22 protein-coding genes, 1 tRNA gene and 1 pseudogene are annotated in these 25,927 nt (G+C 45.3%); 17 read left to right on the top strand and 7 right to left on the bottom strand.

The genetic code is table 11. The features are described 5' to 3' along the window. Positions 1-101: 101 nt before the first annotated feature. The 5 genes from ICN48_RS05365 to dnaA all read right to left on the bottom strand — a co-directional run bounded on the left by ICN48_RS05365 (position 102) and on the right by dnaA (position 6,143). The gene (locus ICN48_RS05365) at positions 102-317 is read right to left on the bottom strand and encodes a DUF3717 domain-containing protein (protein WP_216152657.1); all 216 of its coding nucleotides are present in this window, start codon (positions 315-317) and stop codon (positions 102-104) included. A gap of 11 nt (positions 318-328) precedes the next feature. Beyond that, complete coding sequence (locus tag ICN48_RS05360) at positions 329-823, bottom strand: SET domain-containing protein (protein WP_216152656.1); 495 nt, start codon at positions 821-823, stop codon at positions 329-331. Positions 824-826: 3 nt separating this feature from the next. Beyond that, positions 827-3,325, bottom strand: coding sequence for a DNA topoisomerase (ATP-hydrolyzing) subunit B (gene gyrB, locus ICN48_RS05355; RefSeq protein WP_216152655.1), 2,499 nt, complete (start codon positions 3,323-3,325; stop codon positions 827-829). A gap of 11 nt (positions 3,326-3,336) precedes the next feature. Next, a complete protein-coding gene (dnaN, locus tag ICN48_RS05350; protein ID WP_216152654.1) occupies positions 3,337-4,452 on the bottom strand; it encodes a DNA polymerase III subunit beta in 1,116 nt (371 codons plus the stop codon). Positions 4,453-4,715: 263 nt separating this feature from the next. Further along, positions 4,716-6,143 carry a chromosomal replication initiator protein DnaA gene (dnaA, locus tag ICN48_RS05345; protein ID WP_216152653.1) on the bottom strand — a complete coding sequence of 476 codons (1,428 nt, stop codon included), beginning with the start codon at positions 6,141-6,143 and terminating at the stop codon, positions 4,716-4,718. A gap of 222 nt (positions 6,144-6,365) precedes the next feature. Here dnaA and rpmH point away from each other — a divergent pair, with 222 nt between their 5' ends. The 7 genes and pseudogenes from rpmH to mnmC all read left to right on the top strand — a co-directional run. Continuing rightward, positions 6,366-6,500 (top strand): 50S ribosomal protein L34, encoded by a 135-nt coding sequence (rpmH, locus tag ICN48_RS05340; protein ID WP_011903922.1) that lies wholly within the window; start codon positions 6,366-6,368, stop codon positions 6,498-6,500. An 8-nt stretch (positions 6,501-6,508) separates the two neighbouring features. After that, the gene (rnpA, locus tag ICN48_RS05335; RefSeq protein WP_216152652.1) at positions 6,509-6,826 is read left to right on the top strand and encodes a ribonuclease P protein component; all 318 of its coding nucleotides are present in this window, start codon (positions 6,509-6,511) and stop codon (positions 6,824-6,826) included. A gap of 1 nt (position 6,827) precedes the next feature. Next, on the top strand, positions 6,828-7,070 hold the full coding sequence (gene yidD / locus ICN48_RS05330; protein WP_216152651.1) for a membrane protein insertion efficiency factor YidD: 243 nt from the start codon (positions 6,828-6,830) through the stop codon (positions 7,068-7,070). A 6-nt stretch (positions 7,071-7,076) separates the two neighbouring features. Continuing rightward, positions 7,077-8,750: a membrane protein insertase YidC gene (yidC, locus tag ICN48_RS05325; RefSeq protein WP_216152650.1), complete on the top strand. Its 1,674-nt coding sequence runs from the start codon at positions 7,077-7,079 to the stop codon at positions 8,748-8,750. 42 nt (positions 8,751-8,792) lie between these two features. Further along, complete coding sequence (gene mnmE, locus ICN48_RS05320) at positions 8,793-10,154, top strand: tRNA uridine-5-carboxymethylaminomethyl(34) synthesis GTPase MnmE (protein ID WP_216152701.1); 1,362 nt, start codon at positions 8,793-8,795, stop codon at positions 10,152-10,154. 88 nt (positions 10,155-10,242) lie between these two features. Further along, positions 10,243-12,108 (top strand): phosphoenolpyruvate carboxykinase (GTP), encoded by a 1,866-nt coding sequence (locus tag ICN48_RS05315; RefSeq protein ID WP_216152649.1) that lies wholly within the window; start codon positions 10,243-10,245, stop codon positions 12,106-12,108. 48 nt (positions 12,109-12,156) lie between these two features. Then, positions 12,157-13,167, top strand: a pseudogene (mnmC, locus tag ICN48_RS13835) (FAD-dependent 5-carboxymethylaminomethyl-2-thiouridine(34) oxidoreductase MnmC); the annotation flags it as partial. A gap of 59 nt (positions 13,168-13,226) precedes the next feature. On the opposite strand, the gene ICN48_RS05310 reads toward mnmC, so the two are convergent. Continuing rightward, entirely contained in the window at positions 13,227-15,899 is a 2,673-nt protein-coding gene (locus tag ICN48_RS05310) for a DNA topoisomerase III (protein ID WP_370624153.1), read from the bottom strand. Between the two features lie 224 nt (positions 15,900-16,123). After that, positions 16,124-16,798, bottom strand: coding sequence for a DNA-processing protein DprA (dprA, locus tag ICN48_RS05305; RefSeq protein WP_216152648.1), 675 nt, complete (start codon positions 16,796-16,798; stop codon positions 16,124-16,126). A 71-nt stretch (positions 16,799-16,869) separates the two neighbouring features. Here dprA and def point away from each other — a divergent pair, with 71 nt between their 5' ends. The 10 genes from def (at position 16,870) to ICN48_RS05255 (ending at position 25,888) form a co-directional block, all read left to right on the top strand. Then, positions 16,870-17,385 (top strand): peptide deformylase, encoded by a 516-nt coding sequence (def, locus tag ICN48_RS05300; protein WP_216152647.1) that lies wholly within the window; start codon positions 16,870-16,872, stop codon positions 17,383-17,385. A gap of 8 nt (positions 17,386-17,393) precedes the next feature. Further along, positions 17,394-18,392: a methionyl-tRNA formyltransferase gene (gene fmt, locus ICN48_RS05295; RefSeq protein WP_216152646.1), complete on the top strand. Its 999-nt coding sequence runs from the start codon at positions 17,394-17,396 to the stop codon at positions 18,390-18,392. Positions 18,393-18,394: 2 nt separating this feature from the next. Continuing rightward, positions 18,395-19,261: a zinc metalloprotease HtpX gene (htpX, locus tag ICN48_RS05290; RefSeq protein WP_216152645.1), complete on the top strand. Its 867-nt coding sequence runs from the start codon at positions 18,395-18,397 to the stop codon at positions 19,259-19,261. A 1-nt stretch (position 19,262) separates the two neighbouring features. After that, positions 19,263-20,573 carry a 16S rRNA (cytosine(967)-C(5))-methyltransferase RsmB gene (gene rsmB / locus ICN48_RS05285; protein WP_216152644.1) on the top strand — a complete coding sequence of 437 codons (1,311 nt, stop codon included), beginning with the start codon at positions 19,263-19,265 and terminating at the stop codon, positions 20,571-20,573. Between the two features lie 3 nt (positions 20,574-20,576). Further along, positions 20,577-21,158 carry a DUF4390 domain-containing protein gene (locus ICN48_RS05280; protein WP_255539473.1) on the top strand — a complete coding sequence of 194 codons (582 nt, stop codon included), beginning with the start codon at positions 20,577-20,579 and terminating at the stop codon, positions 21,156-21,158. Then, positions 21,155-23,458, top strand: coding sequence for an ATP-binding protein (locus tag ICN48_RS05275; protein ID WP_216152643.1), 2,304 nt, complete (start codon positions 21,155-21,157; stop codon positions 23,456-23,458). The genes ICN48_RS05280 and ICN48_RS05275 overlap by 4 nt, the downstream gene beginning before the upstream one ends. A gap of 2 nt (positions 23,459-23,460) precedes the next feature. Then, the gene (locus ICN48_RS05270; RefSeq protein WP_216152642.1) at positions 23,461-24,144 is read left to right on the top strand and encodes a response regulator; all 684 of its coding nucleotides are present in this window, start codon (positions 23,461-23,463) and stop codon (positions 24,142-24,144) included. A 114-nt stretch (positions 24,145-24,258) separates the two neighbouring features. Further along, positions 24,259-24,334: transfer RNA gene (locus ICN48_RS05265), tRNA-Phe, on the top strand. A 95-nt stretch (positions 24,335-24,429) separates the two neighbouring features. Next, positions 24,430-25,242: a carotenoid biosynthesis protein gene (locus ICN48_RS05260; protein ID WP_215275080.1), complete on the top strand. Its 813-nt coding sequence runs from the start codon at positions 24,430-24,432 to the stop codon at positions 25,240-25,242. 130 nt (positions 25,243-25,372) lie between these two features. Next, positions 25,373-25,888, top strand: coding sequence for a DUF1003 domain-containing protein (locus ICN48_RS05255; RefSeq protein WP_216152641.1), 516 nt, complete (start codon positions 25,373-25,375; stop codon positions 25,886-25,888). The last annotated feature ends 39 nt before the right edge of the window (positions 25,889-25,927 follow it).

Below are 25,927 nucleotides of genomic sequence, written 5' to 3'. Positions count from 1 at the left end.
CTACCCCCTACCTGGGAGCAAGAATATGAGAATACCCCAAGATAGACCAGCTTTATATAGCAATAACCCTAAACAATAAATGGGTCGCAGATAAAAAGTGCTTAGGAGGTTTTTTGATATTGTTGGATTGCTGAACGAGCCAACTCGTCTAAGACATCTACCGGAACCCTTTGGGCTCCTTGGACAATCATTAGCGCATATGGTTTGGCTAGCGCAGAGGCTTCTGGGCAAAGGCGCAACTCGTCACCCTTTGATGGGGACTGACTCCGCCAATAATTGATAGCGGCTTCTAGCTCTTGAATTGTTACAAACAACATGAAAATTATTTTTACTTATCTTTAATTGCAAGCATGGTGCCACGACACTTTTTTGCACCACAACGACACGCGTAATCTTTTTTCATTTGCTTAGTAATCTTCCCCTCAATATCGAGTGAATAGTCATAAAACAACTCTTCACCAACTTTGAGAGCACGCTTTGCATAAATAAAGACTCTTGGCTTATGATCAAAACTGTCTTCGCGAGTTTCGCAGCTTGGTTTGCATGAATGGTTAATCCAGCGAGCAGCATTGCCACCGTATTTGGCATCGATTACGCGACCATCTTCCAATGAAAAATAGAAGGTGTGATTAGGGTCTTTGGGGTCGTGCGGGTGACGCTTCTCAGCCAACTTCCAGCTGATACGTTCGCCTTTGTATTCAATGATTGCTTGGCCCTTTTTGATGGGCTTGACAACAAAAACACCTTTCCCATGAATGGGTGAAGTCTTGACAACAATGGCGGATCTGTCCACTTTAGGTGGTTTCAATTTTTTGGATGTCATAAATTAAACGTCTAGGTTACGTGCAATCAGCGCATTTTTTTCAATAAACGCACGACGAGGCTCAACCTCATCCCCCATTAGAGTTGTAAAGACCTGGTCTGCAGCAATTGCATCCTCAATCTTTACCTGCAAAAGCGTTCTTGAGCTTGCGTCCATGGTGGTTTCCCACAACTGTGATGGATTCATCTCGCCAAGACCTTTGTAGCGCTGACGGCTTAATACGCGCTCTGCCTCAGATAACAACCACGCAAAGGCGGCCCTAAAGTCACCAATTTTTTGCTCTTTTTGATTTTTATCTGGATCGCCGCGGCGAACCTTAGAACCTGCGACCACTTTGCCTGACAAAACAGCTGCGGCATTTGCAAGACTTTGATAGTCATCGCCATGAACAAAATCTGAATTAATGGACGATAGTTTTAGGTTTCCATGAATTCTGCGGGACAGCAACAAACGAAAGCGCTCAGTGCGATCCTCTTTTTGCACGATGATTTCTGGTGGCAAAGCTAAAGGGTTTAAAGAGTCTGCAAGCGCCTGCCTTAGTCGGTCAGCAGATTCGTTTGCTGATTTTTCTGTATCCAGGTTGAGCGGTGTGCCAGAGGCAATTGCACGCAAGGCGTCTTCGTCAATCGTGCGGGACAAGCGGTCAACAATTGACTGAATTACTTGATAGTGCTTTGCCAACTCATTAAGAGCTTCACCCTCAATAACCTCGCCGGATGGGGTTTGAAGAGAGGCTGTTTCTAGTGCGATCTTTAACAACAACTGATTTAACTCGTTGTCGTCTTTGATGTACTGTTCGTTTTTACCAAACTTCACCTTGTAAAGTGGTGGTTGAGCGATATAGATATGGCCACGCTCAATCAACTCTGGCATCTGTCTATAGAAGAACGTTAACAACAATGTACGAATATGGCTGCCGTCTACGTCCGCGTCGGTCATGATGATGATGCGGTGATAGCGCAACTTTTCTGCCTTATATTCTTCAATGCCGATACCCGTTCCAAGAACGGTTATTAAGGTAACCACCTCTTGGCTAGCCAGCATTTTGTCAAAGCGTGCTTTTTCTACGTTCAGAATTTTTCCCTTTAAAGGGAGAATGGCTTGAAAGCGACGATCACGGCCCTGTTTTGCAGAGCCGCCCGCGGAATCGCCCTCAACAATGAAGAGCTCGGATTTGGTTGGGTCTTTCTCTTGGCAGTCAGCCAACTTACCAGGCAAGCCAAGGCCGTCTAATACGCCTTTGCGTCTAGTCATGTCGCGAGCTTTACGCGCCGCTTCACGGGCACGGGCTGCATCAACAATCTTGCCACACAAAATCTTAGCATCTGCTGGCCGCTCTTGCAAGTAAGCGCTCAAAGCTTCTGCAACAATTTCTTCTACTGGGCCACGAACTTCACTGGAAACCAATTTATCTTTAGTTTGGCTGGAGAATTTTGGTTCTGGAACTTTAACGGACAAAACGCAGGCCAAGCCTTCGCGCATATCGTCACCAGATATCTCGACTTTTGCCTTTTTAGCAACCTCATTCTCATCAATGTATTTATTAATGACGCGCGTCATTGCTGCGCGCAAGCCCGTTAAGTGTGTGCCACCATCTCTCTGGGGAATGTTGTTGGTAAAACAAAGCACTTGTTCACTAAAACTATCATTCCACTGCATAGACACTTCTGCAGTAATTTGCCCACCAAGATCAGATGGACGAACGCCTTCAGCGTAAAAAATATTCGGGTGCAGTACGTTTTTAGTTTGGTTGATATATTCAACAAAGCCCTTAACACCGCCAGAGAAGGCAAAATCTTCTTCTTGGCCAGTACGCTGATCAATGAGCTTGATATGAACGCCATTATTTAAGAATGAAAGTTCGCGAATACGTTTTACTAAGATTTCATAATGGAACTCTACGTTTCCAAAAATTGTCTCGTCAGCCAAAAAATGGACTTCTGTTCCTGAAAGCTCCGTATCGCCAGTAACAGTAATTGGTGAAACCAACACACCATCCTCATCTACTATGTTGCGGTTTTGAATAACGCCGCGCGCAAACTCCATGTAATGCGCTTTACCATCACGTCGAATGGTTAGTTTTAACCATTTAGATAGCGCATTTACGCAACTGACACCAACACCATGAAGGCCACCAGAAACTTTATAGCTGTTTTGGTCAAACTTACCACCAGCATGCAATTCAGTCATTACGATTTCAGCAGCACTACGTTTTGGCTCATGCTTATCATCGTATTTAATACCTGTAGGAACGCCACGGCCGTTATCAACAATAGAAATAGAATTATCAGTTTGAATAACTACCGTAATCTCAGAACAATACCCAGCTAACGCTTCATCGATCGAATTGTCTAAAACCTCGAAAACAAGATGGTGCAAACCCGTTCCATCAGAGGTATCTCCAATGTACATGCCCGGGCGTTTACGAACAGCCTCAAGACCTTCTAAGATTTGAATCGATGAAGCGCCGTACTGCTCTACTACTTTTTTTTCTTCAGTCATTTTTTTCTAAGTTAAATACGCATTGGCATCACAACATACTTGAAGCTCTCTGAGCCAGGCAGAGTAATCACAGCGCTACTGTTTGCATCACCCAAACTAATTTGAATTTTTTCATTTTTGAGGTTTGACAAAACATCTAGCAAATAGCTGACGTTAAATCCAATCTCTACAGAATCGCCCGCATATTCAGTTTCAATCTCTTCTTGAGCCTCTTCTTGTTCGGCATTGGTTGATTGAATTGTGATGCGATTAGGGGACAAAGAAAAACGCACACCCTTAAATTTATCTGTTGTCAAAATAGCGGCACGCTGAAGTGCAGATTGCAACGCGTCGCGCCCAACCACCAGCGAATTCTTTTGCCCTTTAGGAATTACTCGTTGGAAATCTGGGAATTTACCTTCAACTAATTTTGAAATTAATTCGATATCACCAAATGAAAATTTCACCTGGTTTGCGGTCAAACTAATTTCTAAAGACTCCTCAGAGTCTTCAAGCAAGTGCTGGCACTCTAGAATCGTTTTACGAGGAATAATAATTTCTTGCTTTTGACCAGAACCAGATGGCGCTTCAGTCAACTCAACTTGTGAGTAAGCAAGACGATGTCCGTCGGTTGCTACAGCAACCACTTCCTTACCTTCAATCACCAATAACATACCGTTCAAGTAGTAACGAATGTCTTGCTGAGCCATTGAAAAATGAACTTGGCTGATTAATTGACGGAAACTTTTTTGCGACATCTTCCAAGCAGCTGTGACCTCACCAACACTTTGCATTACCGGAAACTCCGTTGCCGATAATGTTTGCAAAGAGAATCGACTCTTACCGCTTTGAACAACCATCTTGTTATCTTTAAGGTTTAAAGATACCGGGCCTTCTGGTAAAGCACGCAAGATGTCTAACAATTTTCTTGCAGCAACAGTGGTTGTAACGTCTTCAGTACCAACACCAAAATTCGCGTTGGTTGTGATTTGAATTTCAATATCAGTTGAGATAAATGAGACCTTCTCTCCAACCTTTTTGAATAACAGGTTTGCCAAAATTGGCAGTGTGTGTCTACGTTCAACAATTCCACTAACAACCTGAAGGGGTTTTAGTAGGCTATCGCGAGAAGTGTTAACGAGTTGCATTGCTTTTAAATCCTTGTATATATCTTAGTAGTAATAGTAATAAGGGCTTGAAATTCCGTGGATAAGTCAAAAACCCTTTATAAAACAACACATTGAAGGCTAAAAAACCTGTGGAAAACTTTTGTATAAGCATTGCATAAAAAGGGGATAACTTTTCTTTAATACCCTATTTTTGCATGAAGCCGAGTCTTTCCACAATTTATCCACAACTAATCCCCAAACTTATCCCTAGGATTGTCCACAAACCTATCCACACCCAAAATTTACGCTTTTAAGGTCTGCTCGATAACGTGAATTTCGTGATTCAACTGTCCATCATGAGCTCGCTCATCCGCAATCTTACGAACAGCGTGTAAAACGGTTGTGTGGTCTCTTCCGCCAAACAGCTCACCGATCTCAGGAAGGCTCTTTTGTGTGAGCTCCTTGGTCATAAACATGGCGATCTGGCGCGGTCTAGCAATGTTTGCCGGACGCTTTTTGGAGTACATATCGGCCACCTTGATGCTGTAAAAATCGGCAACCGCCTTTTGGATGTTATCTACCGAAATCTGCCGATTTTGTATAGACAACAAGTCTTTTAGGGCTGTTCTAGCAACATCAATCGTTACCTCACGGCCGTGAAAGCGCACAAAAGCCAAAATCTTTCTCAAGGCCCCCTCTAGCTCGCGAACATTTGAACGCAAGTGCTTAGCAACAAAGAATGCAACATCCTCACTCATGGGAATGCCCTCACTAATAGCCTTTTTCATCAAAATAGCTACACGCATCTCTAGCTCGGGCGGCTCAATCGCAACCGTTAAGCCCGAATCAAAGCGTGAAATGAGGCGATCATCTATTCCCGCCATCTCTTTGGGGTAGGTGTCGCTAGTAATAATGACCTGAGCTTTATTACTCAGCAGTGCCTCAAAGGCGTAGAAAAATTCCTCTTGAGTTCTAGATTTGCCGCTAAAGAACTGAATATCATCAATTAATAACAAATCCAGCGAGTGATAGTAGCGCTTAAAACGGTCAAAAGCCTTTTGTTGGTAGGCTCGGACTACGTCTGAAACATACTGTTCGGCATGAATGTAACGAATTCGGGCGCTTGGCTTCTCTTTTAAGAGGTGGTTCCCAATAGCGTGAATCAAGTGCGTCTTACCCAATCCAACGCCGCCATACAAAAACATTGGGTTATAGGATGTGCCGGGGTTGTGCGCCACCTGAATGGATGCCGCCCTGGCTAATTGATTGGCTTTACCAGTTACAAAAGTATCAAAAGTAAGGTTTGGGTTGAGTTTGGAATGGTCTTCTATCTCGAAAGCATTTTCTTCAACTGAAATGCTGGGCTCTACAGACTCGACCAAGACCGGTTTTTGTATAGGCTCACCTATATCTGTGGCGGGTGTTGGGTTTGTGGCGCCACCCTCAACAGCCAAAGTAAAACCGACATTAATAGGGCGCCCAAAGTACTGGGAGGCCAACTCTTGGAATCGGTCAGCAAAAGTCTTTTTGGTCCAATCTAGCTTAAAACGATTGGGGGCTCCTATTGTTAGTAAGTCATCACTTTCAATAAAAGACAATAGCGTAAGGGGCTGAATCCATGTTTTAAACTGTTGGGGTGACAGTTCGCGGGACAGGGTGCCAATGGCATCATCCCAAAACCCCAGTGGGCTAATTGAATTCAAGGCGGGGGGATTGTGTAAGTTGCTCATATTTTTGGAGGATCCATTGTAGCGATGCTCCAAAGTTATCCACAAGCAACAAAAACGTGGAAAAGCTGTGGATAACTTGTGAATAATAAGAAAATCTCTATTTAAATTAATGATTTAAGAGTAATTTATAAAAAAATAGAGAAAAACACCTACATATTCGTCAAGATGGATTGACCTTTTGCTCTGCAACAAGGAAAATACTTGGTTTTCCAGGGATCGAACATGAAAAGAACTTACCAACCCTCAGTAACCCGTCGCAAGCGCACACACGGTTTCCGTATTCGCATGAAAACCAAGAGCGGACGCGCAGTTTTAAATGCACGTCGTGCAAAAGGCCGCAAGCGTTTGGCTGTTTAATTTAGCCATTGAATAGCGCAAGGATTTCTGAATTACTAAAAGCACGCCCCAAAACAAGTTTATATTGGGGAATGTATGCTGCCTCTATTCAAGAGGGCGCTAAGCCTGACTTGGGTGTTGCGGTAGCAAAGAAGTTAGCCAAAAGAGCGGTTGATCGAAATCGCCTAAAGCGGATGATCCGCGAATTGGTTTGGACGGCTCAAGCCAACACATTAAATAAAGATGTTGTGGTTAAGCTTAAAAAACCAATTGGCCGTGAGACTCGAGGCAGACTCAGAAAAAAAGAAAAAGAAATTTTGCGCTCTCAGATTTCGGGGCTAATTTAAGGTGCGCACCTTAAATAATGTGGCTATAAGGTTAGTAAAGATATATCAACTAGCCTTAAGCCCTTATTTGGGGATGCGCTGCAAATACGTACCCAGTTGTTCGCAATATGCTTGTGACTGCTTTAGTCACTACGGACTCATTAAAAGCTTTGGGCTGACGGTGTGGCGCATTTTGCGCTGTAACCCATGGTCACACGGCGGTTATGATCCTGCTGTAAAAGATACAATACACCAACTTAAGTGAATGTAAATGGACTTTAAAAAAACAATTCTTTGGGCAGTATTCTCGATGTCGGGTCTCATGCTCTACAACAATTGGCAGGTTCATGAAGGCAAGCCGTCCTTGTTTGGTGGAGCACCAGCAAGCACCGCGGTAGTTGCGGATAAGGCCGCTTCGAGCAACAAGGTTGATGTGCCTACCCAAATCTCAGGATCCCCAGTGGTTGCCATAACCCCAGTTGTAAATGGTGGGGCCATTGAAAACGCAGAAAAATTCACCCTACAAAATGACGTTCTAGCGCTTGAAATCAGCTCTAGCGGAGCAAACGTAACTGATGCCAGGTTGTTAAAGGAGTTAACTGCCGAGAAAAACCCAGTCGAACTCTTTCAATACACCCCGACACACAAATACTTTGCACGCTCCGGTTTAATTTCTTTAAACAATAACGATCTTCCAAATCACACAAGTACATTCAAATTGGTAGAGTCAGGAAAAGATGGTTCCGGCAGGCCATTTGCTATTTTTGCTAGCGAGCGTAATGGCGTCAAACTTGAAAAAACTTTCATCCTAAATCCTGGCAGTTATGTTGTTGATGTTGGCCATCGCGTTACACAAACAACAAACAACCCAAACCCCATTGTTCTTTACACAGAAATTGTGCGCGATGCTACGCAAGAGCAAAAAATTGGCCCATTTGGTGGCGCCTTCTCAGCCAGCACTTTTACTGGACCCGCAGCCTATACAGATAAAGAAAAGTTCAATAAGCTCGAATTCTCAGCAATAGATAAAAATAAAATTACCATTCCAACGCAAGTTGCTGCTGGTGAGCCTGCTTGGGTCGCCATGGTGCAACACTATTTTGCTAGCGCCTGGATTCCAGGGGACAAAGATACGCGGGACATTTATGCTGGAAGAATAGACAATGGCTTGTATCGCATTGGTATTCAAACACCACTTGGTGTGGTTGCACCAGGATCAACTGTTGTAGAAAAAGCCAGATTATTTATTGGACCTCAAGAGGAAAAAGTTTTGGAGACGATCGCTCCAGGCTTTGAATTGCTCAAAGATTATGGTTACCTCACAATCATAGCCAAACCTATTTTCTGGTTGCTAGAAAAAATTCATGGTTATGTTGGTAATTGGGGCTGGTCAATAATCCTGTTGACCATATTAATTAAGCTGGCGTTCTTCCCCCTATCGGCCGCAAGTTACAAGTCAATGGCTCGCATGAAGGAGGTGCAGCCGCGCCTAGTGGCTATGAAGGAGCAATACAAGGGTGAACCGCAAAAGCTCAATCAGGCAATGATGGAGATGTATCGCAAGGAAAAAATCAACCCAGTGGGTGGTTGCTTGCCGGTCGTCATCCAGATCCCAGTATTTATTTCTTTGTATTGGGTTTTATTGTCTTCAGTAGAGATGCGTGGAGCGCCATGGATTTTGTGGATTCACGATCTTTCAGTGCCTGATCCGTATTACATTTTGCCGGTCATTATGGCTGTCTCCATGTTTGTGCAAACTAAGTTGAATCCAACACCACCAGACCCAATTCAGGCAAAAGTAATGATGTACATGCCGATTGTCTTTTCAATCATGTTCTTTTTCTTTCCTGCTGGCTTGGTTTTATATTGGGTTACTAATAACCTTCTGTCTATCGCACAACAGTGGCAGATTAATCAGATGTTTGGAAAAAAGCCCGCTAAGTAATTTGCGTGCCACATAAAAGCTTGTAATAAGTAGACAGCAATGATGACGAGAAAGTTGCCAATCATTGCTGTCGCTACTGCACCCGGCAAAGCTGGCGTCGGCGTTGTTCGTATCAGCGGACAAAATTTGAGTGGGCTTGCAAGCGCCCTCTTTCAAAAAAAACTTTCCCCAAGACAGGCGAATCTTTTAACCTTGTGTGATGAACATGGTCAAGCCATTGATCAGCTCATTGCAATTTTCTTTGTTGGCCCCGCATCCTTTACGGGTGAAGATGTTTTAGAGCTTCAGTGTCATGGCGGCCCCCAGCTTCTTGAGTTGGTGATGAAGCGTTGCCTCGAGCTAGGCAAAGTTGAGGGGCTAGTTATTGCAGAGCCGGGTGAATTTACCCTGCGCGCTTATCTAAACAACAAGATTGACTTAACTCAGGCAGAGGCAATTGCCGATTTAATTGATGCGCAAAGCGAGGCTGCTGTGCGCGGCGCGGCGCGCTCCTTGCAGGGCGCTTTTTCTGATGACATCAATAATTTGATTGAAGAAATCACCCAACTTCGCATATTGGTTGAGTCCACCTTGGACTTCCCTGAAGAAGAAATCGAATTTTTAGAAAACGCGCAGGCACGTCAGCGCCTAGCTGCAGTCAAGGAAAAATTACAGGCCCTGCGCGCGGGCGCCAAGCAAGGAAAAATTCTGCGTGATGGTATTCAGCTGGTACTTGCTGGGGCGCCCAATGTTGGAAAAAGTTCCCTTCTGAATCGCTTGGCTGGAGAGGATGTGGCTATTGTTACCCCTATAGCAGGAACAACCCGAGATCGTGTTAAGGAAAGCATCACCATCGAAGGCGTGCCTATGCACATTATTGATACGGCAGGCTTGCGCGATACGATGGATGTTGTGGAGGCAAAGGGTATTGAGAGGTCATGGGATGCCATCCGCTTGGCGGATGTAGTAATTTTTTTGACTGATTCTCAGATGGGCGCGCAACAAGACGACCTAAAAACCCAGATTTTGAAAGAATTATCCCCAAAATGCGCGGTACTCGAGGTTATTAATAAGGCAGATTTGCTGCAGGAGTCGTCAAAAATAGCAAAAGATGAGGCTTTATTAATTTCCGCTAAAACCGGGGTTGGAATTGAGGAGTTAAAGCGGAGGATTTTGGAGTTTGTGGGCTGGTCCGGACCTCAAGAAGGTGCTATTTTGGCCCGCAGAAGGCATTTGGACTGTATTGAGCGAGCAGCCGAGCACATTGAAAAATCAGAGCAATTTGCAGCAAATGGCAACAATTCACTCGAATTATTCGCAGAAGAGCTCTCTTTGGCCCAAAAACACCTCGGTGAAATTACCGGAAAACTCCTTCCAGATGATCTTTTGGGCAAAATCTTCAGCCAATTCTGTATTGGTAAGTAAAGGGTTTGCTCTGTGTTGTCGTTACACCGAAAATATGACCAAAATGTTAAAATCGAAAGATTAAAATTTAATCTTCATAGGGAAATATATGACTTCAACAACCGGCGGCCAGACTAATGTAAATGCGGCAGCTTACGTAAAAAACAAACGTTTAATTGAATGGGTTGGCGAAGTAGCCGCCCTTACCAAACCAGATGCTATTCACTGGTGTGATGGTTCGCAAGCCGAGTACGACGAGCTATGCGAGTTGTTGGTTAAAGCGGGTGTATTTAAGCGGCTTAACCCTGCTAAACGTAAAAATTCATTTTTAGCGTTATCTGATCCCGAGGATGTGGCGCGTGTTGAGGATCGCACATTTATTTGTTCGGCAAAGAAAGAAGATGCTGGCCCAACTAATAATTGGGTAGAGCCAAGCGAAATGCGCGCAACATTGAACCCACTGTTTGATGGTTGCATGCGCGGTAGAACAATGTATGTGGTGCCGTTTTCAATGGGCCCAATTGGCTCGCCAATTGCTCACATCGGCGTTGAATTGTCTGACAGTCCTTACGTTGCCATCAATATGCGTCTCATGACTCGTATGGGTAAAGCGGTGATTGATCAGCTGGGTGCTGACGGTGAGTTTGTTCCTTGCATTCACACGGTTGGTAAGCCTTTAGCTGTTGGCGAAAAAGATGTTGCATGGCCTAACAATAAGAACAAATATATTGTTCACTACCCAGAAACTCGCGAGATTTGGTCATTTGGTTCGGGCTACGGCGGCAACGCATTGTTGGGTAAAAAATGTTTCGCGCTGCGCATCGCTTCGAACATGGGTCGTGAGCAAGGTTGGTTAGCTGAGCATATGTTGATCTTGGGCGTAACCTCACCCGAGGGTAAGAAATATCACATCGCAGCTGCATTCCCATCTGCATGTGGCAAAACAAACTTCTCCATGATGATTCCTCCGGCAGGATTTGAGGGCTGGAAAGTAACCACCATTGGCGATGACATTGCATGGATCAAACCACGCAAAGACCCTGTTACTGGTAAAACCCGTTTGTTTGCAATCAACCCAGAGTCTGGTTACTTTGGCGTGGCTCCAGGAACAAACCGTCAAACAAACCAAAACTGTATCGACTCTCTTAACCAGGATGTGATTTTCACTAACGTTGGTTTGACTGATGATGGTGATATTTGGTGGGAAGGCTTGACTGAAACACCTCCAGCACATTTGATTGATTGGCAAGGCAAAGACTGGACTCCTGCTGATGGAGTTGCTGGACGCAAGGCTGCACATCCAAACTCACGCTTTACAGTTGCTGCAACCAACAACCCAGCGGTTGATCCAAATTGGGACGATCCTGCAGGTGTTCCAATTGATGCATTCTTGTTTGGTGGTCGCCGCTCAAATACAGTGCCTTTGGTTAGCGAGGCGCGTGATTGGGTTGAGGGCGTTTACATGGCTGCAACGTTGGGTTCAGAAACTACTGCAGCAATTACAGGGCAAATTGGCGTTGTACGTCGTGACCCATTTGCAATGATTGCATTTGCTGGTTACAACATGAGTGACTATTTCCAGCATTGGCTCAATATTGGTAAGAAGCTTGAGGCCGAAGGCGCAGTATTGCCAAAGATCTACTGTGTGAACTGGTTCCGCAAAGATGAGAATGGCAAGTTCGTATGGCCTGGCTTTGGTGAAAACATGCGCGTTCTTTCTTGGATTTTGGGTCGTGCAGAAGGCAAGGCAAGTGGTAAAGAAACACCATTTGGCATCTGCCCAGAGCATGCTGACCTTCAGTGGAATGGCCTCGACTACTCTGCAGAGAAGTTTGCAAAAGCAATTCACGTTGCGGTTGATGATTGGAAAAACGAGCTCAAGCTTCATACAGAATTGTTTGAACACCTTGGCGATCGTTTACCAAAAGAGATGAAAGAAACTCGTTCTAAGATCGAACAACGCTTGAATGCTTAAGCCATTAAAGCCTTTAGTAGCAACCAAGGTTTTATCTAGATCTATTCAATGACCGAACCCCAACACCATGACATAGTGGTGATTGGGGCGGGCATTTGTGGCGCAGCAATTGCAAATGAATTGCTCGAGCGCGGCAAAGCTGTTTGTATTATTGATGCCGCCCCTGCCCCAGCTACCGCCTGCTCAAGCCATTCATACGCCATTGCACATCCCCATATTGGCAAAGGCGCACCGCGCTTACTGCGCTTAACGCGCATTGCATTCTTGCTGGCCGAAGCGCGCTGGAAAAATGTTTGGCAGCAGCATGGAATATTTCAGCCGACTAAAAAAGATAAAACTTTTGATCATGCAGAAGTAACGAGCCTTCTTCTCTCATTGGGATTGGATCAAGACATGGCTATTGCCATGGATGCTCAAGAGGCAGCAAAAGTTTGTGGAATTAAGCAAAGCGGAGTTTGGTTGCCGCGCGGCGCCGGCTTAAATTTGCCTGAAGCAAGCAAGCGCTTGTTACAAGATCATGAGCGTCTAACCTGTCTGTGGAGTGCGCGAGTTGAGCATCTAGAGGCTCACGGCAATCGATGGCATTTACTCAACGCTTCAGGTCAAATGATCGCTATAGCAAATAAGGTTGTGGTGGCTTGCGCCATGGAGGCCAAAGCCTTAATGGGCACTATTGGTATTCGTCTGCCCTTAAGGCCGGTACGCGGCCAACTGAGTATTTTTAAGATCAAAGAAGATTCAGAAGGTAGCCCTTGGATCGAAAAGCTACCCAAAGTTGGCATCTCCGGTGATGGGTATTGCTTGCCTGCCAAACGGCTTGATGACGGTAGCTATCAATGGATTGTTGGCTCAAGCTTTGATGAAGGTGAGGACGATCTTGCCCCCAGAGAGGCGAGTGATGACTTCAATCGCGAGCAAGCGAGGAGCTTATTGAGCTATCCAGATGGCGATCTTGCTTCATTAACAAAGGCTGGAGAATTTGTTGGTGTTCGCTGTGTCGCAGGTGATCGTTTGCCAATTATTGGCGCACTTACTCAGCGATCAGGAATATTTTTAGCCACAGCCCTAGGGTCGCGAGGGATTTTGTGGTCCGCTCTAGCGGCTAAGCTGATTACAGCTCAGCTACTAGAGGATGATTTTGCTTTGCTTGCGCGCTTTGGTTTAGCTGCAGATTTGGTAGCAGCGCTAGCGCCAGCACGTTTCTTTGCGGGAGCAGCACCTTCAGCTTTAGGGGCTTTGGCCTCAAATTCAAAACCAATTTTCCCAGTAGAATCCAAGGCCAAATAGGCCTTAAAGCCACGCCCAGTGCGGTTTGACTTAAAGTTTGTCAGAAGATCTGTCTTGCCTTCTTTCAATAATTTCTGAACTTGCTCTGCTGAAACCTCTTGCTGTAAAACGACTTTTCCAGTTTTGAAATCACATGACTTACTAGGGCCAGTATTGTTCTCACAAACGTAACGCATGCCATCTTCATACACTGCACCAGAGCACTTTGGACAGACACCCAATGCCAAGCGTCCCGTAAAATCAACAGCTTCCGTTTCGTCGTCTTGTGCATTACCAAAATCAAACTCAAGCTTAAAGCCAGCATTCGGATAATCTTTATCGTCCTCTGGTATTTCGCTTAACTTAATAATGGCAGCGAATGGGCGCCCCATTTTGCTGCGGAATCCTTGTAAAGGCCCGATAGTTTTCTCACTCAATAACTCTTCAACCTCAGGATATTCAAAGGCGCGTCCGCCAGGTGTCTTGCTGATAGTAAAACCACACTTTTCACAAGCAAAGCGGCGATAGTTCTCTTTAACCGGACCCTTACAGTGTGGGCATGGCGTGGTCATTGTGGCATAGTCGCCAGGAATAGTATCGCTATCGTATTCTTTGGCGCGTTTGACTATACGTTGAGTCATTTGTGCAATTTCTTGCATGAAGGTGTCACGATTCATCTTGCCCTGCTCGATGAGTGACAGCTTATTTTCCCAGCTACCGGTTAGGTCAGGACGCGTTAGTTCTTCTACGTCAAGGCCGCGCAATAATGTCATTAGCTGAAATGCTTTTGCAGTTGGAATGAGTTCACGGGCTTCACGCACCATGTATTTTTCAGCCAGCAAACCTTCAATGATCGCAGCACGTGTTGCAGGGGTACCCAAGCCTTTTTCAGCCATGGCTTCGCGCATCTCATCATCATCAACCCATTTCCCGGCGCTTTCCATCGCAGAGAGCAAGGTTGCTTCTGTATAGCGTGCAGGAGGTTTGGTTTTTAAAGGTACGGCGGCAATAGATTCTGTTTGCACTGACTCGCCCTCTTGAACCGGAACCAGCTCATCATCTGCTTGAATGGACTTGCCGTACACGGTTAACCAACCAGGGTTTACAAGAACGCGACCCTCGGTTTTGAAGTGATGCCCAGAAACCTCGGTAATGCGTGTTGTCACGCGAAACTCTGCAGCAGGATAAAACACTGCCAAGAAGCGACGCACTACCAAGTCGTATAGCTTGGCCTCAGGTTCACTTAAGTTCTTGGGCGTTTCTAAAGTTGGAATAATCGCAAAGTGATCAGAAATTTTAGAGTTATCAAAAATTCGTTTGTTTGGTTTGACCCAGCCATAGCCTGCTTTAGCTTTCGGATCTTTTGGATCACCTTTAAGAATTTGCTTAGCAAAGGCACGATAGTCTTGCGAATGTTCAGCAAGATTTTCCATGGTTTGCTTGACGGTATCGAGGTAGTCCTCTGGCAGCGCTTTTGCATCGGTACGCGGGTAGGTTAATACCTTGTGGCGTTCGTATAAAGCTTGTGCAAGACCCAATGTATTTTTTGCAGAGAAACCAAAGCGTGCATTTGCCTCACGTTGCAAGCTCGTTAAATCAAATAATTGAGGGGCAAGCTGTGTGGCAGGCTTGGCTTCTTCGGTGACGTTTGCTTTTTTGCCGCGACATGCCGCCACAATGCTTTGTGCTGCTGCTTCGCTCCACAGACGGTTCTCACGCGCATCGGGTTCTGCAACATCTTTTTTAAATTTCGGGTCAAACCAACGGCCTTCATAGATGCCAGCAGCGGCGATAAATTCAGCCTTTACTTCCCAATAGTCTTTAGAAACAAACTTACGTATCAGCTCTTCACGTTCAACCACAATAGAAAGGGTTGGAGTCTGTACGCGGCCTACGGTTGTTAAGAAGAAACCGCCACTCTTGCTATTAAAGGCTGTCATAGCACGCGTACCATTAATGCCGACCAACCAGTCTGCCTCTGAGCGGCAACGTGCAGCATCAGCAAGCGGCTTCATATCTTCATCGGTACGCAAGTTCGTAAAGCCTTCGCGAATTGCTGCCGGCGTCATCGATTGCAGCCACAGACGTTTAATGGATTGCGATGCTTTTGCATGTTGCGCAATTAAACGGAAAATTAATTCACCCTCGCGCCCTGCGTCGCAGGCATTAATGAGGCCGGTAACATCTTTGCGCTTAATGAGTTTTTGAAGGACCTTGAGGCGCGACTCAGTTTTTGCGATTGGACGCAAATCAAAGTAAGGGGGCACTACAGGCAAATTAGCAAAGGACCATTTGCCACGTTTTACATCAAACTCTTCAGGGGCGGCAATTTCTAATAAATGACCCACTGCAGAAGAAATTAAGAATTCATCACTCTCAAAATAATCTTCATACTTCGTAAAGCCGCCCAAGGCCTTGGCAATGTCATTGGCAACAGAGGGCTTCTCCGCAATGATGAGCGCCTTAGGTTGATCCACGGTGGGGGTCTTTGAGATACTTTTTTTGGTAGTTGCTTTAGTTGCCACGCGTTTTGCCTAAATTTGAGCTAGAAATGATGTTTTTTGGGATAAAACGGATGGCCAATTTAAACCAAAATCAGGCCTGACCAATCACTTACCCCTTTTTTATTATTAACCGATAAATTGATAAAAGTCCAAAAACCCCTATTTTTTGCTTGTTTTGGGAGGGTTGAAATCAGGAGTTTTTAGCATAAAACCCTCTTCTAGGCCATTTAAATGCAGGTTCTTGCTTAAAAACAAAGTTCTTCAAGAACATCGTTCGGTCTAAAAGCTAACTTCGCCCCTTGCTGAATAAGCAGATGGCAGCCAGCAGAATTGACGCTATGGATAGGCCCTGGAAGCGCAAAAACCTCCCTGCCGAGATCTGCAGCTAAGCGAGCAGTAATTAAGGATCCCGATTTTTCTGCCGCCTCTACCACCACCACACCCACTGAGAGCGCAGCAATAATGCGATTGCGCTTCGGAAAATGCCAGGGTTTTGGCCCTACCCCTAAGGGAAATTCTGATATCAAGAGGCCTTGCTGGCTAATGGCTTTGGACAGAGCAATGTTTTGACGGGGGTAAACAACATCTAGGCCGTTACCCAGTATGGCTGTGGTGAAATGATTGGGCCCAATCTCAATCGTAGCTTGGTGGGCGGCGCTATCAATGCCTTTTGCAAGGCCAGAAACGATCATCACACCTGTTTTTGAGAGCGCTTGTGCAAATAGGCGGGCATTTTTCAGGCCCTCTTGACTGGCGTTTCTAGAGCCTACGATGGCAATCATCGGCATCTTTAAAAGGCCAATATCGCCATATATATAGAGTGAGGCTGGGGGATCGTATAAATCCTGGAGACGATGTGGGTAGTGAGGGCTTCCACGATCGATTCGGGTAACGGGTTTTGGCTTGGGTGATATTTGCATAAAACAATTTTGTCTTGTGGGGAAATTAGAGCAATCAGGACAGACTGATAGCTCTGTTGGATAATTCTTATATGGCTTTATTAACCGTCCTTTGTTATCCAGATCCCCGCTTGCACAAGGTTGCCAAACCTGTTGCCAAGGTTGATGCGCGTATTCAGAAAATTGTTACTGATATGGCAGAGACTATGTATGAGGCACCAGGTGTTGGTCTGGCGGCAACTCAGGTAGATGTTCATGAGCGCATCGTGGTGATTGATGTATCTGACGAACAAAATGAATTGATGGTTTTCATAAACCCGGAAATTATTTGGGCAAGTCCTGAAACTAAGGCATGGCGTGAAGGCTGTTTATCGGTTCCTGATTTTTATGACGAAGTTGAAAGACCGTCTGAGATCCGAGTGAAGGCTTTGGACGTTGATGGCAAAGAATTTGAAATCACTGCCGATGGATTGTTGGCTGTTTGTCTTCAGCATGAGTTAGACCATTTGCAAGGAAAAGTATTTGTTGAGTATTTATCAATACTTAAAAGAACTCGTATCTCGCAAAAAATGAAGAAGCGCGCTAAAGAGTTAGAGAGTCAGCGCTAAGCGCACCAATGAAAATTGTCTTTGCTGGAACCCCTGAGTTTGCTGCACAAGCAATGCGTGCAATCTTTGATGCTGGCCATGAAATCGTGTTAGCTTTAACGCAGCCTGATCGTCGCGCTGGCAGAGGTATGCACTTGCAACTCAGCCCCGTTAAAGAGTTTGCCTTGCAAAATAGTATTCCGGTGATGCAGCCAGAAACCTTGAGGCGTAACAGTAGCGATTCACAAAAACAAACTCAGGCACAGGTTGCTTATGAGAGCCTATCCTCAATTGAGTTTGATGCCATGGTAGTGGTTGCTTATGGCTTGATCTTGCCCCAAGAAATTTTAAACATTAGCGAGAGGGCTGGTAGATACGGCAGCTTTAATATTCACGCCTCATTGCTGCCTCGTTGGCGAGGCGCTGCACCAATTCAGCGAGCCATTGAATCAGGCGATTTAAAAACGGGTGTTTGCATTATGCAAATGGATGCCGGCTTAGATACTGGAGATGTTGTATTAGTTGCAGATATTGAAATTGCTAAAGATGAAAATAGTACAAGCTTGCATGATCGATTGGCACACCTCGGCTCTAAGCTCATTGTTGATGTTTTAAACGACTTACAGCAAGATAAAAAACTAACTCGAGTGCCACAAGAAACAAATGGCATTACCTACGCTGAAAAAATTCTGAAGAGCGAGGCCGAGATTAATTGGGCGCTAAGCGCTAAAGAAATTGATCAACGCATTCGAGCTTTTAATCCCTTTCCAGGGGCAAGCAGCAATTGCAATGGGACCGCAATAAAGTTTTGGAGCTCCAGGCTTGCAGAAAATCAAGCTGTAAGCCCATTCGGCAATGCAGGCGATGTCCTGGGGTTTAGCAGTAATGGCGTATATATTCAGTGTGGTGAAGGGGTTCTCGAGGTTTTTGAAATGCAAAAACCTGGTGGAAAAAAAATAGATGCCAAAACGTGCCTGCAGTCGATGGGCGGTGGTGAAAAATTGTTGCGCTTTGAAGCAAAGGAGTAGAGATGTTTAATTTTGCAAAGACTGCTGTTTTGATGGCGGCGATTACCGCTCTATTTATTGTGGTTGGTGGTATGTTAGGTGGCGAGCAGGGCATGTTGCTGGGATTGCTCATGGCTGTTGGCATGAACTTTTTTAGTTATTGGTTTTCTGACACTATGGTCTTAAAAATGACCAATGCGCAGCAGGTTGACGAAAGATCGGCACCCCAGTTTTATGGCCTAGTTAAAGAGCTATCGGAGAAGGCTGGCCTACCAATGCCCAAAGTATTCCTGATTGACGAGGATGCTCCTAATGCGTTTGCAACCGGGCGCAATCCAGATAATGCTTCTGTTGCTGCAACCACAGGTATCCTGAAAATTCTCTCTAACCGTGAATTGCGTGGCGTAATGGCGCATGAGTTAGCGCATGTTCGTCATCGTGATATTTTGATTTCGACTGTTGCGGCTACTATGGCCGGAGCCATTTCGGCATTGGCTAACTTTGCTATGTTCTTTGGCGGGAGAGATTCAGAGGGTCGCCCCAATAATCCAATTGCTAGCTTGATGGTAGCAATTTTGGCGCCGATAGCCGCGAGCTTGATTCAAATGAGTATTTCGCGTGCAAGAGAGTATGAGGCTGATCGAGGCGGTGCAGAAATCAGCGCTGATCCCGAGGCGCTCGCACATGCATTGGAGAAGATTCATAACTATGCGCAAGGCATTCCGTTTCAAGCAGTTGAACAACATCCTGAAACGGCACAGATGATGATTCTCAATCCCTTAAGTGGCGGCGGTCTTGCGCAACTTTTTTCTACTCACCCACCTACTGAAGAGCGCGTAGCACGCTTAATGAGTATGGCTAAAAACGGGACTTATCCCGGAGCAAATTAATTTGACTGATCAAAAAACACCACGCAGTCTCCCGCTTTCTGAAGCAATCACAATTGCTGCACAAGCCATTAGCGAGGTGATGAGCGGAAGATCGCTCACGGAAGTTTTGGACCAACTAGAAGCCCATGAGCGGCCGATTGTTCAGAGCTTGACCTTCGATGCTCTTCGCAAATGGGTGCGCTCACATGAGTTGATTAAGCAATTTATTCCAAAGACGCCGCCTCCCGAGGTGGATCATTTGTTAAGTGTTGCAATTGCTTTATTTTTACAAGACACAACCGAGGGCAAAGGTTATCCAGCGCATACGATTGTTGATCAGTCGGTGAAGGCATGCGGCGAATATGACCCCACTATGTATGCCAAAGGTTTAGTGAATGCAGTTCTGCGCAAGGTAAGTCTATTGGTTCAGCCGCCAGAGGGCGAGAAACGTTTTCCACCCGATCCAATCCCAATGTATGTGCCGGCTTGGTGGCGAGTAAATCTCAAGCGCAATTATTCCAAGATGTGGCAATCGATTTTGTTTCAACAAGCCAAGCGCGCGCCATTAATTTTGCGCGTCAATCAAACGCAATACACTCGTGAGCAATATCAATCTCTGTTATCTGAGAGTGGAATTTCATCTAAGCCAATAGATGAATTGGCGGGCATTCAATTAAATTCGGCCCTCTTATTGCCTGAAGCAGTGCCCGTATCTGACCTACCTGGTTTTTATAGCGCCGCCGTATCTGTTCAGGATGCGGGCGCTCAGCTAGCTGCAGTCTTATTAAACCCTCAGGGGGGAGACTTGGTGCTTGATGCTTGCGCTGCTCCTGGTGGAAAAACAGCGCATCTATTGGAGCTCGCAGATTGTTCAATGAGAGCGCTAGAGTTAGATGGCGAGCGGATCGGGAAAATTGGGGGCAACTTAGATCGTCTGCGCTTGCATTCTGAAAAGGTACAAGTTTTGCGCGGAGATGCCTCAAAAGGTGCATGGTGGGATGGCATTCTTTTTGACAAAATTCTGCTGGATGCCCCCTGTTCAGCCTCTGGAATAGTCTCTCGCCACCCCGATATTCCTTTTCTCAGGCGCGAAGCAGATATCAAGGCCCTTCAAGAAAGACAGCGAGCGATTTTGCAGCAAGCATGGAAAATGCTCAAAGTTGGGGGCGATCTTTTATACGTCACTTGTTCAATATTTCCTGAGGAGGGGGAGGAGCAGGCAATCTGGTTTGCTGAGCAACATCCCGATGCGGTACGATTAGGCGCTCCAGGTCAGCTTTTGCCTGGTGAGCTAAATGACGGTTTTTACTATGCTTTGTTTAAGAAAAAATAGGCCATGAGCCGAAGCATTAAACAATTTCTCTTTTTGTTCTTGATGGTGTTGGGTATTTTTTCAACAACCGTTAGTGCAGAAGGCATCAAGCTTAAATCCTTTGAGTTAGAGAAGGTGGATAGCGACTGGCTTCTTAATGCTTCTTTTCAGATTGAGTTATCCCCAGGATTGGAGGATGCTGTCCAAAAAGGTGTGGTCTTATATTTCCAAACGGAGTTTGATTTAACAAGATCGCGCTGGTATTGGTTTGATGAAAAACCTGCCTTAGTACAAAGGCAAACACGCTTGTCTTATCAGCCACTGACACAGCAGTATCGGATTGCTTCAGAAGGATTTACTTTTTCTGCCAAAACGATGTCTGAGGCATTGCAAGCAGTGGGCAGTATTGGTGGATGGCGAGTCATGGAAGGCTCTCAACTAGACCCAAGCAAATCGTATACAGCCAGTATGCGCATGAACCTGGATCTCAGCAAGCTACCAAAACCATTCCAAGTAAATGCGCTCAACAATCGCGATTGGAATGTTTCAAGCGATTGGTATCGTTTTCCATTTTCCTCTACTGGCCCTAATCTAATCAAGCGATGATATCGATAGCGGCCATGCTGGACCCAGGCTTTTTTACATCCAAGGCTTGGAGCAAAAAAATTATTCCAGTCACGATCGGAATAATTGGCGCCTTTGCTTTATTGCTTTTAGTTCTATTGGCAATTGCCTCATCCAACACAGAATTCTTTGATAATTACTTTATTTGGTTATACGCCGCAAATGTGGTGATTGGAATTTGCCTAACTTTAGTTATCTTGATTTTGGTGGTTGTAATTGCCGTGCGATGGTATCGAGGGCACTTCGGTACGCGTTTAATAGCAAAGTTAGCCATGATTTTTGCTTTGGTTGGAATTGTTCCGGGTTTAATTTTGTATGGCGTTTCATTACAGTTCGTGTCTCGCAGTATTGAGACTTGGTTTGACGTCAAAGTAGAGACGGCCCTTAACTCAGGCTTGGAGTTGGGGCGCGTTACTTTACGGGTGGCCCAAGAAGAGATTTTGGGTGAGGGAAACTTCATTGCCGAACAGATTGTGCAAACTCCTTCGGGCACGACGTCTGAGCAGGTTGCTGCCACCGTTATGAAAATTCGCAATCAATTTGGCATTCAAGAGGTCAGCCTTTTTAATATGCAGCGCACTTTGATCTTAACCAGTGAGGTAAAGCCAAAAAAATACTTCCCTGCACCTAGTGCCGAGGTAGTTGCAGAGGCATTTAAGAAGAAGGGTGTCACCTTTCTAGATCAAATTGAGATGGATGGCGGGCAGCGTGGCTATCGAATTAGAGCCATTGTTCCGATTGTTCGTAAAAAGCCCATTAATAGCAAACTAGATTCTGGCAAAGAGGTAGAAGACAAGTATTTCTTGCAGCTGGTGCGTTACATTCCGGCGCCCTTAGCTAAAAACATCTATGCAGTTGAATCTGCATATAGCGAGTATCAAGAGAAGGCTTTGGGACGCACTGGTCTACGTAAGATGTTTGTGGGCACATTAACGCTGACCCTTTTCTTTGCGGTATTCGTGGCGATTACTTTGGCCCTCATGCTGGGCAGGCAGCTTGCTCGACCCCTGTTGATGCTTTTAAGAGGTACCCAGGCAGTTGCGCAGGGTGATTTGTCGCCTAAGCCAGAGTTGGATACTGGCGATGAGCTGGGTATGCTTACGCGGCAATTTAATGTCATGACTAGGCAGTTGGCAGATACCCGTTCATCTTTGCAAGAATCCAAGGCGTTCTTAGAGCGTGTATTGGGAAGTCTTACTGCAGGTGTATGTATTTTTGATAAAAATTACAACGTTGTATCTAGCAATGCAGGTGCAGACAGAATCTTTAAACAAGACCTCACCCACCTTGATGGCAAACCCCTTAGTAGCAACCCTGCATTGCAGGAATTTGAGGGGGCTATTAGAGAGGGCTTTGCAACCATGAAGCTTGCAGTAGTTGGCGAGGGCGAGCAAAAATCTACGCAAAACACTGCGCCGGTATGGCAAAAACAAATTCAATTACATAGTACGAATGAATTTGAAAACGAATTAGGCGTTACCTTGTTTGTGCGCGGCACAGAGCTTACGGGTGATTTGCGCATGGTCGTTTTTGATGACATTACAGACGTTGTAAGCGCGCAGAGATCAATTGCTTGGAGCGAGGTAGCAAGACGCCTTGCGCATGAAATTAAGAACCCCTTAACGCCAATTCAGCTCTCAGCCGAAAGATTGCAGCATAAGCTTGCAGGCAAGTTGAGTCCAGAACAAGAAGAAATGATCAATCGCAGCACCGAAACCATTATTGGACAAGTGCAAGCCATGAAAGAAATGGTGAATGATTTCAGAGATTTTGCGAAGACGCCAACACCACAACTAAAACCAGTTTCTATCAATACACTTACCTCTGAGATTTTGGGTCTTTATGAGGGCAGCCCCTTGAAAACACAGTTAGATCCAAATTGCCCAGAAATCATGGGCGACCCTACGCAGCTAAGACAAGTTATTCATAACTTATTACAAAATGCCCAAGATGCCACGCTAGAAGGACCTCGTCCTAGCAGTCCTGTAGAGGTTAAAACCGAGTTAGTGCCGTATGGTGAGCACAATGGCGTAGTTCAAAACGCTGTGCGATTAACAATAAGTGATAGTGGTATTGGATTTCCAGCTAAGATATTGGCAAGGGCATTTGAACCTTATGTAACTACAAAAAGTAAGGGTACGGGATTGGGTTTGGCAGTAGTCAAGAAAATCATTGACGACCATGCCGCCAGAATTGAAATTCGGAACCGTATGCAGAATGAGGAAGTAATTGGTGCGCAAGTGTCGATATTGTTTATGAATCTAGCAAAAGAGGCAGTCTAAGCATGGCTAGTATTTTGGTGGTTGATGACGAGATGGGAATTCGTGAGCTTCTCAATGAGATCCTCACTGATGAAGGCCATACCGTCTACTCTGCAGAGAGCGCCATTCAGGCGCGCACTATTCGCGAGCAAATGCGCCCCGACCTTGTTTTGCTAGATATTTGGATGCCTGATACAGATGGCATTACTTTATTAAAAGAGTGGTCCAACACAGGTCAGCTCACGATGCCTGTAGTGATGATGTCTGGCCACGCAACAATTGATACTGCTGTTGAGGCTACGCGTATTGGTGCGCTCAACTTTTTAGAAAAGCCAATTGCCTTACAAAAACTTTTGAAGACGGTAAGCAAGGCTTTAGAGAGTTCTCCGAAGTATGTAGAGCCAGAACAAGAGCGAGCCGTGCATTCAAGTTCAAGCGCAATAACCGCACCAAAGCAGGCCGCTGTTGAGACTGCGCATATGCCTGCTGAAGGCGAGCACATCAGCGGAATTGCAAAAACCTATTACGACCTTCCCCTTAGGGAGGCAAGAGATTTGTTTGAGAAAGCGTATTTTGAGCATCAAATGCAAATCATGGGCGGCAGCATGACCAAGATTTCAGAGTACACGGGCTTAGAGAGAACACACTTGTATCGCAAACTGAAGGCTCTGGGAATTGATACTTCCCGCAATAAGGGTGAAGGCTAAAAGCCCATTTAATCAGGGTGCGCGCCCTGAAGGATTCATAAAAATCAGTCATTCAAGGGCACTCCAGGGAAATTTCATGAAACCCCAAGCCAATTCGTTATAATTCTCAGTCTTGGCCTGGTAGCTCAGTCGGTAGAGCAGAGGATTGAAAATCCTTGTGTCGGTGGTTCGATTCCGCCCCGGGCCACCAAGAAATACCAAAACCACCTTCGGGTGGTTTTTTAATTTGGGCCCTTAGGAAATATATCTATGCTAAAAATGTAACTAATCAATGGGGAGTCTCAAATGAAGCTAATCACATGCTGGATCTTGCTATTACTTTGCTTGATTGCCGGCCTTTATCCGTTCTCATATCATTCTCCGTTAATCACATATGCCGTTTCAAATATGGCGGTTGCTTTATGTTTAATCCACTGCAGTATGTGGGCGGGACGGCCGACTACCATCAAGATATTTCTTGTCACCTGGTTGACTGGCTACTTTACTGAAGTACTTGGCGTTAATTTCCAATTTTTGTATGGACTCTATTACTACCCAGAAGGTCTCAGTGGACCCTTAGTTCTAGGTGTGCCGCCAATGGCTATGTTGATTTATTTTCCTCTTGGCTATACCTGCTTCATTATGGGTAGGGCAGTGATTGGCGGTTTATCAACCAGGGTAACTGGGCTTAGATTAATAGGCGTCGCCATTTTTGCCGCCCTTGCCATGACTACTCATGATTTTTCAAATGACCCCTTTCAATCAACCGTTCGAGGGTTGTGGGTCTGGCCTAATGGAGGCGCTTACTTTGGTGTCCCACTTCAGAATTTTATTGGTTGGTTTGTGTTAACCAGTTTCTTTACGGCATTAGTTGGGTTGATTGCGAATAGTGCTAAGGCAATGGAATTTATATCGAAACCTAAAACACCCAATTTCTTTTTATTACCCATTTTGTTGTATCTAATATTTGAAGTGCCACAGATGTTGAGACCTATTTTGCTTGATCCATCTCCGATTAATCTCGCGGGATCGGGAATAGCTATGTTTGCCACTACCATTCCAGTCGTAGCGGCTTTACTTGTTTTATATGGGCAACATTCAAGCCAGGATAGCCATTAGTAGCTTTAAGGATCTCGAAACCCTGGCCCTGGCCGATTCCGCCCCGGGCCACCAAGAATCTCAATAGCCCACTTGTTGGGCTATTTTCTTTTATGGGCGTAGAGTACAGAAAGCACACTAGGAGAGCCCCATGACTACAGCCATACCTACCAATCAAGAACTTCAAGTTTTAGACGCTTTGCGTGCCCACAGAAAAAGGCATCGCCAAGGACTGCCGACCCAAATTACAGCCCATGTCGAGCAACCCATAGGACCATTGACTGTTGGGCAAAAAATATCGGATGCGGTAGCAAGAACGGTGGGCTCTTGGAAGTTCATCATTATTCAAAGCGTTTGTATTTTGGGTTGGATTTCTTATAACTCTGTAAATAGTGCCAATGTTTGGGATCCATACCCTTTCATTCTTTTGAATTTAATGCTGTCATTTCAAGCGGCTTATACAGCGCCAGCAATCATGATGAGTCAGAATAGACTCTCAGAGATAGATCGGCAACATGCCAATAACGACTTTGAAGTCAATGTAAAAGCAGAGCTAGAAATCGAATTACTTCATCAAAAGATCGACATGATGAAAGAAAAAGAGCTTTATGCTTTAACTAAGGCGGTTGAGGCTTTGAGCGAGAAATTAGATGGCTATAGAAGATAGGATTGGACATCCTCGATTTGGTTCGATTCCGCCCCGGGC

Origin of the sequence: Polynucleobacter sp. JS-Safj-400b-B2, assembly GCF_018881975.1 — a bacterium.
Classification (GTDB): Bacteria; Pseudomonadota; Gammaproteobacteria; order Burkholderiales; family Burkholderiaceae; genus Polynucleobacter.
This window is presented reverse-complemented; position numbering and strand designations above follow the sequence as displayed.